A 14205-nucleotide genomic window follows, 5' to 3' on the forward strand; every position below is an offset into this window, starting at 1 on the left:
GCCAGCATTTATGGCGATGATGGTAATGGATATAAGGGAGGTTTGTCTGGTGAAAAAAGGGACACTCAAACAAATTTTACTCATTACGGATGGCTGTTCAAACAAAGGTGAAGACCCGGCGGTGACAGCTGCGATATGCAGGCAGCAGGGAATAACCGTTAATGTTATCGGAATTCTGGACGATGATCAGACTGAAGATCCCCAAGGGCTGCAAGAAGTTGAGGATATTGCACTATCGGGTGCCGGAGTCAGCCAGCTAGTATATAAACAGGCACTTTCACAAACCGTTCAAACTGTTACAAAGCAGGCAATGACTCAAACATTGCAAGGGTTTGTCAATCAGGAATTGAAACAGATTCTTGGAGATAATCAGAGCCTGGAAGAGATTGAACCGGAAAAGCGCGGCGAAATCATGGAAGTTGTGGAAGATATGGGTGAGACATGTGATCTGGAAGTGCTTGTTCTGACAGATACGAGTGCAAGCATGCATGATAAACTGCCAACTGTGAAGGAGGCACTGGTTGATTTGTCAATCAGCTTGAATGCTCGTATTGGACGCAACCGGTTCTGCATTTTCAATTTTCCCGGAAGAAAGAAGGCGATTGAAAAAGTATTGGATTGGTCTCCTAAGCTTGATTCAATCTCCACGGTCTTTCCCAAACTGACAAGCGGTGGTATCACACCAACCGGTCCGGCAATCCGGGAAGCGATGTATCAGTTTGGCAAAAAAGGGTTATTAAAAAATTTGAGGGATGAAGATGGACCAAGCGTGGAAGAAGCAGAGTATTAATATAAGACCGGGAACAGTTATTCAAGGAAAATGGCACCGGAACCGATATGTCATAAAAAGAAGACTCGGTCAAGGTGCGATTGGTACGGTCTACTTATGTGAATGGAACGGCCAATATGGCGCCCTGAAAATCAGTGATAAAGCAACATCTATGACGGTTGAGGTAAATGTTCTGAAATCGTTGGAGAAGGTCCAAGGCAGTCGTCTTGGGCCTTCTTTGCTCGATGTAGATGACTGGGAAGTATCCTCCAGCAGCAAGTGTTCATTTTATGTGATGGAATACCTGGAGGGCGAGCCCCTAAGTCGCTTCATCAGCAGGCACGGACATGAATGGACGTCTGTTTTTATGCTGCAATTACTTGATGATTTAAAACAATTGCACCAGGCCGGCTGGGTATTCGGGGATTTTAAGTCCGACAATCTTATCGTTCTCCCACATCCACCAAAAGTACGCTGGATCGATGTCGGAGGTACAACCCAAATCGGCAGGGCGATTAAGGAATATACGGAGTTCTATGACCGGGGCTACTGGGGACTTGGTTCCAGAAAGGCTGAACCAAGCTATGATTTGTTTGCATTAGTGATGGTGTTTTTAAATATATATTACCCAAAGCGGTTTGAAAAAGGAGCCAATCCTAAGGCGACTCTTTTGAAGAAATTGAACGATGTCGGGCAGTTACGCAACTACAGGGAGTGCCTTAAAAAAGCACTTTTAGGTGGCTATCAGTCAAGCGATGAGATGCGGCATGACTTACTGAATGCGATGAATGCCGCAAAACACAAGGGCAGATCAGGCCGCCGCAGGAGATCCATTCATGATGCCGGGTCACCGTTGATAGAGGGGGGAGGGATAATTCTGACTGCCCTATTTTATTACCTTTCGTCGCTGATACTGCCATAACGTTTTAGAGGTATCCTGGAGCTTTGTCACGGAATGGAATTATGATAGAATAAAAGAGGATAAATAAGAAGTTTTTCCTGATTGGGAAGGAATGGCAATGGAAAACATAGTTCGCGCATTTATTAAGCGTCATCAATTGATAAAAGAACACTCAACAATAATGGTTGCTGTCTCGGGTGGTCCGGATTCCATGGCATTGCTTCATTTTTTTTGGAATCTTCGGGAGGAATGGCATTTACGTTTGATGGCCATTTCTGTCGACCATCAGCTTCGTAGTGAGGAATCGCTAGAAGATCTTGAGTATGTCAAGGCGTTTTGTCGGGAACGGGACATTATGTTTATTGGAACGTCATTGGATGTGCCGGCCTACAAACAAGAATGGAAAATGGGGACACAGGTTGCAGCTAGAGATCTGCGCTATCAATTTTTCGGCGATCAAATGATGCTGTACGGCGCAGACTGCCTGGCACTTGGACATCACGGTGATGATCAGACTGAGACGATGGTGATGGGGCTTGTCAATTCAGCCAGCGCAAAATCATTGAGGGGCATGCCGCTTGAGCGGGACTTTGCATCCGGAAAGATTATCCGGCCTTTTTTATGTGTTACAAAAGAATCCATCGAACATTATTGCCGGGAACACGCTATTATACCAAGGAGAGATCCGTCGAATAACGAATTGACCTATACACGAAATTATTTCCGCAACAAGGTGCTGCCATTGCTTAAAGATAAGAATCCGAATCTTCATCAGACCACCCGTCATTTAAGCTGTTCACTGCAGGAAGATGAGAAGTTTCTGGAACAGGAAGCTGAAAAGATGGCAAAACAGACGGTTATATTTGATGATCAGAATACTGTCGTTCATTTAAATATCCAAACGTTTCTTTCTTATCCGCGTTCTTTACAAAGGCGAGTCTTTCATCTAATATTGAACTATCTGTACAATGACATTCCCAAAAAAATTTCATATGTACATGAGGAACAGTTTTTAACGATGCTTAATGCGAACCATGGCAGTACCCGAATCGACTTTCCCGAGTGTTTGAAATTGGAGAGGTCTTATCAGCATATGGCTTTTTACTTCAAAAACGAACAGAACAGCTCGTTTTTCTACCATATGATGATCGAGCTTCCCGGCGAAACAGTACTGCCTGACGGGATGACGTTGTCTGCGGAAATCACGGGAAGGCCCCGCATGAAAGATGACTTTATTTATGTATGTGATCAAGAAGCGGTTGCCCTGCCCCTGCATATCAGGACACGAAAACCCGGCGATCGACTGCGATGGAAAGGACTGAACGGAAGCAAAAAAGTTAAAGATATTTTTATTGACGCTAAAATTCCATTACATACAAGGGATACGTGGCCCGTTATAACGGATAATAATGATAACGTTCTGTGGTTAGCGGGTTTAAAAAAAGGATTACCCCCGAAACAAGCCGACACCGGTACGTATATTCAGTTAAGCTTTAAGCATAGCGATGTATAAAATAGGAGGAGCAGCATGCACAATGATATTGAAAAAATATTAATCACGGAAGAGGAAATCGCTGCAAAGTGTACAGAAATCGGAGAACAGCTGACAACGGAATACGATGGAAAATTTCCTTTGGCGATCGGTGTTCTGAAGGGCGCTTTGCCATTCATGTCTGACGTATTGCGCCGTATTCATACATACCTGGAGATGGATTTTATGGATGTCTCTAGCTACGGTGGTAAAATGCGTTCCTCCGGTGAAGTGAAGATTGTAAAAGACTTGGACACAAAAGTTGAGGGACGTGATTTATTAATTATCGAGGATATCATCGACAGTGGCTTAACACTTAGTTACCTGGTTGATTTATTTAAGTACCGTAAAGCCAATTCCATTAAAATTGTAACACTGCTGGATAAACCGTCCGGACGCACATCACATATTAAGGCGGATACTGTTGGATTTGAAGTGCTAAATGAATTTGTCGTCGGTTACGGTTTAGATTATGAAGAACGATACCGTAATCTACCATATATCGGGGTGTTGAAGCCGGAAGTTTATGGCGGATCGTGAATAGACTAAATATCGAAACGTTCACAAAGATGTCATAACCCCATTCTTTTCGTGAAAAGATGGCAGGAATCGCGGTAAACTTATTAAAGAAATTGTAAGCACAATTAGTTGTATCGCTACTTTTTCATATGGTACTATTGTTTGTAGTTTTCCCGCTTGGAGGAGGTAAGGAATGAACCGGATATTTAGAAATGTTATATTCTATCTGCTAATATTTCTGGTCGTCATAGGCGTCATAGGAGTATTTAATGGACAAAATGAGCAAAGAGAACAATATGATGTGCAGGAATTCATGGACACATTAAAGGAAGGGCAAATCGATAAGATGACCATGCAGCCGGCTAACGGCATCATGCGCATCACCGGTGAAACGGGTGAGGGCGAACAATTCGTCGCACAAGTTCCCGACACCACGGATATTATTTCGGAAATTAGAAAACAGGCTGATGGTCAAAGTACGTTTAAGGTAGCAGAAGAGGAACAACCAAGCGGCTGGGTAACCTTTCTGACAACTATCATACCATTTCTTATATTAGGACTGTTTTTCTTCTTTATTTTAAGCCAGGCTCAAGGAGGCGGCGGTGGCCGTGTCATGAACTTTGGCAAAAATAAGGCGAAAATGGTCAGTGAAGATAATAAAAAAGTTCGATTTAAAGATGTTGCCGGAGCAGACGAAGAGAAACAGGAACTCGTGGAAGTCGTTGATTTTCTGAAGGATCCTCGCAAGTTTTCATCAGTTGGGGCTAAGATCCCTAAAGGGGTGCTCCTTGTAGGACCTCCGGGAACAGGTAAAACATTATTGGCGCGTGCCGTTGCGGGGGAAGCAGGTACACCCTTCTTCTCAATCAGTGGTTCGGATTTCGTGGAGATGTTTGTAGGTGTAGGTGCATCCCGTGTGCGTGATTTATTTGAGAATGCCAAGAAAAACTCGCCATGTATCATCTTCATCGATGAAATCGATGCTGTCGGTCGCCAGCGCGGTGCCGGTTTAGGCGGCGGACACGATGAACGCGAGCAAACATTGAACCAATTACTCGTTGAAATGGATGGGTTTGGTATCAATGAAGGTATTATTATCATTGCTGCAACAAACCGTCCGGATATTCTTGACCCTGCTCTCTTGCGTCCGGGACGTTTTGACCGCCAGATTACGGTTAACCGTCCGGATGTCAAAGGCCGTGAAGAAGTGTTGGAAGTGCATGCACGGGATAAACCTTTTGATAATACGATTGATCTCGAGACGATTGCACGTCGTACACCGGGATTCACCGGTGCTGACTTGGAGAATCTGCTGAATGAAGCGGCGCTTGTTGCCGCGCGCTTTGATAAAGATAAAATCGGCATGGAAGATGTGGACGAAGCCATTGATCGGGTTATTGTTGGACCTGCCAAGAGGAGTAAAGTTATTTCCAAGAAGGAACGCGACATTGTTGCCCACCATGAAAGCGGGCATACCATTATTGGCCTGGTACTGGAGAATGCGGATGAAGTTCATAAAGTGACGATTGTTCCGCGCGGTCAGGCAGGCGGTTATGCCATTCAGTTGCCAAAAGAAGACCGGTCTTTCATAACCAAACCGGAACTTTTCGATAAAGTTACTGGATTATTGGGCGGCCGAGTCGCTGAAGAAGTGATGTTCGGTGAAGTGAGTACAGGAGCTCATAATGACTTTCAGCAGGCGACCAACATTGTACGCAAGATGATCACGGAATACGGCATGAGTGATAAAATTGGTCCGCTGCAGTTTACAAGCGGCGGCGGGGAAGTATTTCTTGGCCGTGATATCCAAAACGATCAAAATTACAGTGATACGATTGCATATGAAATCGATAAAGAAATGCAAAGCTTTATCAATTACTGCTATGATCGTGCCAAGAGGATACTTACTGAGAACAAGGATAAGCTGGAATTGATGGCTCAAACATTGCTTGATGTTGAAACGTTGGAAAGAAAACAGATTAAATCATTGTTTGAAGATGGTGTGCTTCCTGAGCCTGAAGAAGATGATAAGCAAAGCGGAAAGACAACTTCAGAAGATGCTGGCGATAATGAAGATGTCAAGGTGAACATTCAGTCGAAGCATGATAAAGAATCTGAGCCGGAATCGTATGATGAAGCGAAGAGCCGGGCGGAAAAAGAGTTAGAGGAAAAGAGGAAAGAAAAGAACGACAAACAAGATTCTTCCTCTGATTCGGATGATAAAAAGGAATAAAGTAAAAATTGGCAGCCTCTCATGAAAGTGAGAGGCTGATTTTTGTTTTCGGATAGACAATGGGGAGGAGGGAAAAAACGTCCCCACTGAATGAAGTTTCACTTTTCCACGCATTTAAAGGACAGTAATCCGCCAAACTACGTCGCATAACTGTCCCTAAATGCCTGATTTGTTCAACTAACATTCAGTGGGGAAAAAACGTCCCCACTGAATGAAGTTTCACTTTTCCATGCATTTAAAGGACAGTAATCCGCCAAACTACGTCGCATAACTGTCCCTAAATGCCTGATTTGTTCAACTAACATTCAGTGGGAAAAAACGTCCCCACTGAATGAAGTTTCACTTTTCCACGCATTTAAAGGACAGTAATCCGCCAAACTACGTCGCATAACTGTCCCTAAATGCCTGATTTGTTCAACTAACATTCAGTGGGAAAAAACGTCCCCACTGAATGAAGTTTCACTTTATGATATAGTGAAAAGATAGAAAAGGAATACAGGAAGGTTTGGTTATCAATGCTTTTTGTGCTCGATGCAGGAAATACAAATACGGTTCTGGGAGTTTTTAAGGACGAATCATTAATCCACGAGTGGCGCATTAAGACGGATCGGCATAAAACGGAGGATGATTATGCTGTTCTTGTTAAAACACTGCTGGAACATGAGGATCTTTCGTTTTCGGATATAAGTGGGGTAATCATTTCATCTGTCGTACCGCCGATGATGTTCTCGCTCGAAAAAATGTGCACCAAATATTTTCATCTTGAGCCGCTTATCATTGGTAAAGAGTCTGTTCATTCTTACTTGAAGATGGCGTATCCAAATCCAAAAGAAATCGGTGCTGATCGTATTGTGAATGCAGTCGGGGCCATTAAGGAATATGGAGCTCCGCTGATTATTATTGATTTTGGAACAGCCACGACCTTTTGCTACATTAATCAAGAAAAAGCTTATCATGGCGGTTTGATTACACCAGGAATTCTGATATCCATGGAAGCATTGAACAGTAAGGCGTCAAAACTGCCAAAAATTGAATTGGACGCTCCTGAAAGTGTTATCGGCCGTACCACGGAAGATGCGATGCAGTCCGGTGTGTTTTACGGCTATGTGGCACAGGTTGACGGGATTGTCAAACGGATGAAGCAAGAAATGGGCACAAAACCGATTGTCATAGCTACCGGTGGCCTTGCATCGTTATTCACAAAAGCCTCTGAAACGATTGATTATGCCGATAAGTATTTAACATTAAAAGGACTACATCTGATTTACAAACAAAATGTGCAGACGGAAGATTTATAGTGAGTTTTAAAGGAGATGAAGCATATAACATGATGGATTACCTGTTAAGAGCAACTGCATATGACGGAAAGATTCGAGCATACGCTATCAGCTCGACAAATACGGTTGAAGAAGCCAGAAGACGCCAGGATACTTGGGCGACTGCCTCTGCAGCCCTGGGCCGGACAATCACAATCAGTGCGATGATGGGGGCGATGCTGAAAGGCGATGATTCGCTTACAGTAAAATTCGAAGGGGACGGACCAATTGGTGCAATCATTACTGACAGTGATTCAACCGGGGATGTGCGTGGTTATGTGACAAATCCGCACGTTGACTTTGATTTGAATAACAAAGGAAAGCTGGATGTTGCGAGAGCAGTGGGTACAGGAGGAAACCTCAGTGTCGTTAAAGATTTGGGCCTGAAAGAACATTTTACGGGTCAGGTTCCAATCGTATCCGGCGAGATCGGTGATGACTTTACTTACTACTTTGCGAACTCTGAACAGGTTCCCTCTGCAGTCGGAGCCGGGGTGTTAGTTAATCCTGATCTTAGCATAATGGCATCCGGCGGTTTTATCGTCCAAGTGATGCCTGGTGCCGACGAAGAGGTGATCACGCGTCTAGAGGAACAAATTCAGAACTTTCCGGCCATCTCAACCTTAATTCGGGAAGGAAACACACCTGAACAAATGCTTGAGCGGCTTTTTGGAAATGAAGAAATAACGATACATGGACGTCTGCCAGTCCGTTTTCAATGCAAATGTTCCAAAGAACGCATCGAACAAGCGATTAAAGGGCTTGGCAGAGAGGAAATTCAGAGCATGATAGACGAGGACCACGGAGCCGAAGCAACATGCCATTTTTGTAATGAGGTTTACCATCTTTCTGAACAGGAGCTGAAAGAGCTGAAAGATCCTGTTTAAACCGCACTCAAATTGTTGAAGCGGAAAGGAGCAGCCGATGCAAAGAAAACTTCTCTGGGCTATGATTGCCATTCTGATTATGACAAATATTGCAACTCTCATATTGTGGCAACAGGATGAGACCGTATCGCTTGATCATAATAATAACCAAATCAACCAGAGGGACCCGGTTGCTTCTGTGGGTAATGGGACGATTTCGTATAATGAATGGATGCTTACATTACGAGAAAGTCACGGGAAAAGGCAGCTGAAAAGCATGATGAACCAGCGTGTGGTACGGCAGCTGGCTGAAGAAAACAACGTGACCATTGACGATAAAATCATCGCGCGGGAAGTCGCACAGCTGACGACGATGCAGGGTGTCATGACCAAGGAAGAGACCAAGAACAAAGAGGAACAATGGCGCAAGGATATTCAATACCGCTACTTATTGGAAGCTTTGCTGACAGCTGATATAGATATACCGGATGAAAAAGTCAAAAACTATTATGAAGATTATAAGCGACAATATGATTTTAAGGCCTCATCGCAGGTTTCCCATATTGTGGTATCTAATATGAAGACAGCCTCCAGAGTGATATCTGAGCTTGAGGAAGGCGCATCATTCAATCTGCTGGCACAGGAGTATTCAATAGATGAGGAAACTAGGGATAATGGCGGTTATTTAGGTTTTTTGGTGAATACCAGCCAATTTTGGCCTGAAGGTTATTTGGATAAAATTAAAAACATGGCGGAACGTTCATTCAGCGATCCATTTGAAACAAACGCCGGGATAGCAATTGTTTATCTTCATCGCAAACTCCCTTCTGTCACATTTAATTATGACGAGATAAAACCATATGTGGAACGTGAACTGGCGATAAATCAAATGAATCAGCCATTATCAGCCGAAGTATTATGGGATGAGCTGGAGACGAACTGGATTTATGACGAATAAATTTTATTGACATTTTTTCGATTAAAACGTACATTAAATATAAATCCTATTAAAATACTTGGAATTGGGAGGAATTAAGATGAGAGTTGCCGATAATATAACCGACCTCATTGGAGAAACACCCATTGTAAAGTTAAATCATTCGGCTGAGAAGGACAGTGCTGCTATTTATTTAAAACTTGAATTCATGAACCCGGGCAGTTCTGTGAAGGATCGGATTGCCTTATCGATGATTGAAGCGGCAGAAAAAGAGGGCGAGTTAAAAGAAGGCGACACGATTATTGAGCCGACAAGCGGGAATACCGGTATTGGCCTGGCGATGGTTGCTGCTGCAAAAGGGTATAAGGCAATTCTGGTTATGCCTGATACGATGAGTAAGGAACGCCGTAACTTATTGCGCGCATACGGCGCTGAATTAGTATTGACACCTGGGGCGGATGCTATGAAGGGTGCGATTAAAAAGGCTGAAGAACTCCAAAAAGAAAATGGCTATTTCATGCCGCAGCAGTTTAACAACGAAGCCAACACGGAAGTGCATGCCCGAACAACCGGGCAAGAAATTGTGAAGCAGATGAGTGACGGGCTTGATGCGTTTGTTTCCGGTATCGGAACTGGCGGAACCATCACTGGTGCCGGCAAGGTTCTGAAAAATCATTTTAAAAATGTGAAACTTTATGCTGTTGAACCGGATGATTCCGCTGTTCTTTCCGGGGATTCACCAGGACCGCATAAAATTCAGGGGCTTGGCGCGGGGTTTGTGCCTAAGATTCTGGATACGAAGCTTTATGATGATGTCATCCGGGTTTCCAATGATGAAGCCTTCCAAACATCCCGTGAAGTTGCCAGAGAGGAAGGCATCTTAGGCGGTATTTCGGCTGGTGCAGCTGTAGCCGCGGCTAAAAAGGCTGCCAAACAGTTAGGGGAAGGTAAAAAAGTGCTCGCGATCATTCCGGATAATGGTGAGCGCTACCTGTCTACACCACTCTACCAATATGATGAGAAATAAATGAGGAAATTCTGAGGCTGGCACCTGATACTTTTTGGTGCTAGTCCTTTTTTTAATGGTGTGGTACGATGTGAATGATGTTTTAGAAGTGATTCGTAATTTGAAAGAAGGTACAGGATGAAATTAATGACTGATTCCAGAACATTTCAATTAGATGAACGGACACATATTATGGGAATACTGAACGTAACACCTGATTCATTTTCAGATGGCGGCAGTTTCACAACGGTTGAACGTGCAGTTAAGCAGGCCATTTTAATGGAGGAAGAGGGTGCTGATATGATTGATATCGGCGGAGAGTCTACCCGGCCGGATCACGAACCCATCTCCAAGGAAGAAGAAATCAATCGCATTTTGCCGGTGATTCGGGCAGTTAAGGAGAATATCACGATTCCGATTTCTGTCGACACATATAAAGCCGAGACAGCAAGACAAGCAGTTGACGCAGGTGCTGAGATTATCAATGATGTGTGGGGTGCCAAGCGGGAACCTGACATAGCGCATGTTGCCGCTGACTACAACATACCGATTATTTTAATGCATAACCGCACAAACAGAAACTATACCTCATTAATTCCTGATATGAAACAGGACCTGCAGAAAAGCGTCGATATTGCCGTGGGGGCAGGCATTGCACCGGAGAATATCGTGCTTGATCCCGGCATCGGATTTGCCAAAACATCAGCTGATAATCTGACGGTTATGAATCATTTGGAAGAATTTCATGAACTGAATCATCCTATCTTGCTGGGTGCCTCACGCAAATCTTTTATCGGCAAAATTCTGGATGTTCCGGCTAATGAGCGGGATAATGGAACGGGGGCAACAACATGTCTGGGCATCACAAAAGGTGTCCAGATTGTTCGGGTGCATAATGTGAAAGTGCACACCGAACTGGCGAAAATGATGGACACAATGTTAGGTAAGAGAGGGGTTGAGGGCCTTGGATAAAATTTTGCTGAATCAGATGGCATTCTATGGGTATCATGGTTTATTTTCGGAAGAGAACGTACTTGGGCAGCGATTCTATGTTGATGTTGAATTGATGCTTGATTTGAAAACATCAAGCCGTTCGGACAATATGAATGATTCCATTGATTATAGTAAGGTTTACAATGTTGTCAAAGACATTGTGGAAGGCAAACCGAAAAACTTGGTGGAGGCAATAGCTGAGGACATCGCGGATGAACTGTTTCGCGCTTTTGACTTGCTCGAAGCATGCAGATTAAGGGTGACCAAACCTGACCCGCCGATACAGGGTCATTATCAGTCTGTTGGCGTGGAAATCTCTCGGGAGCGACAAGCATGAAAAATATTTACCTTGCCCTGGGGTCAAACATTGAACCGCGGAACAAATACCTGGCAAAAGCCTTGGAAGCATTGGAAAGCCATCGCCAGATTACCATCATTAAAAAATCATCCGTTTATAAGACAGCGCCCGTCGGCTATATAGAACAGGCAGATTTTTTGAATATGGTTATTGAATTGGAAACCTCCCTTTTGCCGCTGGAGCTACTGGATGTCTGTCAAGATATCGAGAAACAGTTGAACAGACGGCGGAAAATCCGCTTTGGGCCGCGCACAATCGACCTTGACATTTTGATATACAATCAGGAAAATAGAGAAACAGAACGATTAATCCTTCCGCATCCACGTATGCATGAGCGAGCTTTTGTGCTTATCCCGCTTGATGAAATTGCCCCCAATTTGGCTATCCCGGCAGCGGATCATAAATATGCGGCGGATTATATAAAAACACTTCCTGAAAGCGACCTAAAGGATGTACAACGATGGACAGACATAGACTTGGCAGAAGAATAAAGGCATTCCGCAAGCTAAAGGGATATACACAGGCTGGACTGGCAAAACAATTGGATATGCCTGTTATTAACCTTGGTGATGTCGAACGCGGGAAGCGGCAAGCTTCGGATGAATTGCTGCAGCAGATAGCTGACCAATTGCGTGTTTCAAAAGGTGAGTTGCAGGATGAAACGACTGTGGGCAATGAGAAAGAATAGTTTCTTTCCTGATTCGTGGTAAAAAACAGGACTGCTTATTACTGAACGGCAGGTTCTTTTAAAAAAAACGGAGCCGGCCGTATTAAATGGAGTGATTAATGTGACAGAAGAATTAAATGATCATATGCGGGTACGGCGCGAAAAACTTGATTTTTATCATGAAAAAGATGTGAATCCGTTCGGCGGGAAATTTAACAGAACGCATTATGCAACTGATCTAAACAGTATGTATGATCAGTTCTCCAAAGAAGAATTGGAGCAAAAGGAAGATAATGTGACCATTGCAGGCCGTGTCATGACAAAACGCGGCAAAGGAAAAGCAGGATTTGCCCACGTGCAGGACTTGAGTGGCCAGATTCAAATATATGTCCGAAAAGATATGATCGGTGACGAAGCTTACGAAATTTTTCAGTCTGCTGATATGGGTGACATTGTTGGTGTGTCAGGTGTGATGTTCAAGACAAAAGTTGGCGAATTGTCGGTAAAAGCCATGACGTTTACTCTATTAACCAAGTCATTGCGTCCATTGCCTGAGAAATATCATGGCCTGAAAGACGTCGAGCAACGCTATCGTCAGCGCTATCTGGATTTGATCACCAACCCGGACAGCAAAGAAACATTTATTTTACGCAGTAAGATCATTCAATCAATGCGCCGCCATCTGGATGGACAAGGGTTTCTGGAAGTGGAAACCCCGATGATGCACGGTATTCCGGGAGGTGCGGCTGCACGGCCATTTGAAACATATCATAATGCACTGGAGACCCCGTTGTATATGCGGATTGCGATTGAACTGCATTTGAAACGGTTAATTGTCGGGGGTATGGAGAAAGTTTATGAAATAGGACGTGTTTTCCGAAATGAGGGTGTATCTACACGTCACAACCCGGAATTTACCATGATGGAACTGTATGAAGCTTATGCAGATTTTCATGACATCATGACGCTGACGGAAAGTCTTATTTCCCATATAGCGGATGAAGTGCTTGGCAGTATGACGATTCACTATGGTGATAACGAAATAAACCTGGAGCCCGTATGGCGACGAATGCATATTGTTGATGCCGTCAAAGACTATACCGGCGTTGACTTTTGGCCTGAGATGAGTGATGAACAAGCAATGGAACTAGCCAAAGAAAACGGTGTTGCGGTTGAAGATAACATGACATATGGTCATATTCTCAACGAATTTTTTGAACAAAAAGTTGAAGAATCCCTGGTACAACCAACGTTCATTTTTGGCCACCCGGTAGAAATATCCCCGCTTGCCAAGCGCAACGAAGAGGATGACAGGTTTACAGACCGTTTCGAATTGTTCATAGTCGGCCGTGAACATGCGAATGCCTTTAGCGAATTAAATGATCCGATTGATCAGCGTGAACGGTTTGAAGCTCAGGTGAGAGAACGAGATGCCGGGAATGATGAGGCACACTTAATGGACGAAGACTTTCTGGAAGCATTGGAATATGGCATGCCGCCTACAGGTGGACTCGGTATAGGAATAGACCGGCTGGTAATGCTCCTGACTAATTCCCCTTCTATACGGGATGTACTGCTATTCCCGCAAATGCGTAATAAATAGTATGTATAACAATTCGTTTTGCTATCTATGTTTTAATGGCAGCAAACAACAAACTTGTCATTGTATAATTGCTGGCTCTGGCCCCGCTTCACCCTTTAATATGATTAAGGTGCTGTAGTGGGGTCAGCCAAATATACTGTTTATGCTAAATTAAACGGCGAATCATATGTTCTTGTTAAAACTGGATGAAATATCCAATTATTTTTTTGTTTATTTGCTATTGATTCAAGGGAATAAACGTGGTACATTATTAATCGTTGCAAAAACAAACGCAACTTCAACCGAAAACAAAACAACTGGAATTAAAAAAGTTGTTGACTTCAACTGTGAAAGATGGTATATTAATTAAGTCGCTGTCAAAAAGACGACGTAAAATTTGCTCCTTGAAAACTGAACGAAACAACCAGTATGACAAAGATGTCAGAGGTAAGCGGCCATTCGTCGGAACGTTTGTTTTGACGAAAGGGCCATCAACCCCTGAATGGATTTTTTGGCAAGAAAGCCAT

14 protein-coding genes are annotated in these 14205 nt (G+C 43.7%); all 14 read left to right on the plus strand.

The window, feature by feature from the left end; all coding sequences use genetic code 11:
- Positions 1 to 49: 49 nt before the first annotated feature.
- The 14 genes from IEW67_RS12325 to lysS all read left to right on the plus strand — a co-directional run bounded on the left by IEW67_RS12325 (position 50) and on the right by lysS (position 13699).
- Positions 50 to 790, plus strand: a complete 741-nt coding sequence (locus tag IEW67_RS12325) for a VWA domain-containing protein (protein ID WP_188633381.1) — start codon at positions 50 to 52, stop codon at positions 788 to 790.
- Positions 753 to 1691: a serine/threonine protein kinase PrkT gene (gene prkT / locus IEW67_RS12330; protein WP_188633382.1), complete on the plus strand. Its 939-nt coding sequence runs from the start codon at positions 753 to 755 to the stop codon at positions 1689 to 1691. The genes IEW67_RS12325 and prkT overlap by 38 nt, the downstream gene beginning before the upstream one ends.
- A 97-nt stretch (positions 1692 to 1788) precedes the next feature.
- On the plus strand, positions 1789 to 3183 hold the full coding sequence (tilS, locus tag IEW67_RS12335) for a tRNA lysidine(34) synthetase TilS (RefSeq protein ID WP_188633383.1): 1395 nt from the start codon (positions 1789 to 1791) through the stop codon (positions 3181 to 3183).
- 15 nt (positions 3184 to 3198) lie between these two features.
- A complete protein-coding gene (gene hpt, locus IEW67_RS12340; protein WP_188633384.1) occupies positions 3199 to 3741 on the plus strand; it encodes a hypoxanthine phosphoribosyltransferase in 543 nt (180 codons plus the stop codon).
- 172 nt (positions 3742 to 3913) lie between these two features.
- Entirely contained in the window at positions 3914 to 5953 is a 2040-nt protein-coding gene (gene ftsH, locus IEW67_RS12345; protein ID WP_188633385.1) for an ATP-dependent zinc metalloprotease FtsH, read from the plus strand.
- Positions 5954 to 6468: 515 nt separating this feature from the next.
- Positions 6469 to 7251 carry a type III pantothenate kinase gene (locus tag IEW67_RS12350; RefSeq protein WP_188633386.1) on the plus strand — a complete coding sequence of 261 codons (783 nt, stop codon included), beginning with the start codon at positions 6469 to 6471 and terminating at the stop codon, positions 7249 to 7251.
- 29 nt (positions 7252 to 7280) lie between these two features.
- Positions 7281 to 8156, plus strand: a complete 876-nt coding sequence (gene hslO / locus IEW67_RS12355; protein WP_308430734.1) for an Hsp33 family molecular chaperone HslO — start codon at positions 7281 to 7283, stop codon at positions 8154 to 8156.
- A 37-nt stretch (positions 8157 to 8193) separates the two neighbouring features.
- The gene (locus IEW67_RS12360) at positions 8194 to 9093 is read left to right on the plus strand and encodes a peptidylprolyl isomerase (RefSeq protein WP_188633387.1); all 900 of its coding nucleotides are present in this window, start codon (positions 8194 to 8196) and stop codon (positions 9091 to 9093) included.
- A gap of 79 nt (positions 9094 to 9172) precedes the next feature.
- Complete coding sequence (gene cysK, locus IEW67_RS12365) at positions 9173 to 10099, plus strand: cysteine synthase A (protein ID WP_188633388.1); 927 nt, start codon at positions 9173 to 9175, stop codon at positions 10097 to 10099.
- Between the two features lie 117 nt (positions 10100 to 10216).
- A complete protein-coding gene (folP, locus tag IEW67_RS12370) occupies positions 10217 to 11050 on the plus strand; it encodes a dihydropteroate synthase (protein WP_188633389.1) in 834 nt (277 codons plus the stop codon).
- Positions 11043 to 11408 carry a dihydroneopterin aldolase gene (gene folB / locus IEW67_RS12375; RefSeq protein WP_188633390.1) on the plus strand — a complete coding sequence of 122 codons (366 nt, stop codon included), beginning with the start codon at positions 11043 to 11045 and terminating at the stop codon, positions 11406 to 11408. Before folP ends, folB begins: the two co-directional genes overlap by 8 nt.
- Positions 11405 to 11920 carry a 2-amino-4-hydroxy-6-hydroxymethyldihydropteridine diphosphokinase gene (gene folK / locus IEW67_RS12380; RefSeq protein ID WP_188633391.1) on the plus strand — a complete coding sequence of 172 codons (516 nt, stop codon included), beginning with the start codon at positions 11405 to 11407 and terminating at the stop codon, positions 11918 to 11920. The genes folB and folK overlap by 4 nt, the downstream gene beginning before the upstream one ends.
- Positions 11890 to 12117 carry a helix-turn-helix domain-containing protein gene (locus tag IEW67_RS12385; RefSeq protein ID WP_188633392.1) on the plus strand — a complete coding sequence of 76 codons (228 nt, stop codon included), beginning with the start codon at positions 11890 to 11892 and terminating at the stop codon, positions 12115 to 12117. The genes folK and IEW67_RS12385 overlap by 31 nt, the downstream gene beginning before the upstream one ends.
- Before the next feature lie 100 nt (positions 12118 to 12217).
- The gene (lysS, locus tag IEW67_RS12390) at positions 12218 to 13699 is read left to right on the plus strand and encodes a lysine--tRNA ligase (RefSeq protein ID WP_188633393.1); all 1482 of its coding nucleotides are present in this window, start codon (positions 12218 to 12220) and stop codon (positions 13697 to 13699) included.
- Positions 13700 to 14205 lie beyond the last annotated feature (506 nt).

The sequence above is a fragment of the Lentibacillus kapialis genome, assembly GCF_014646635.1.
GTDB classification, from domain to species: domain Bacteria; phylum Bacillota; class Bacilli; order Bacillales; family Amphibacillaceae; genus Lentibacillus; species Lentibacillus kapialis.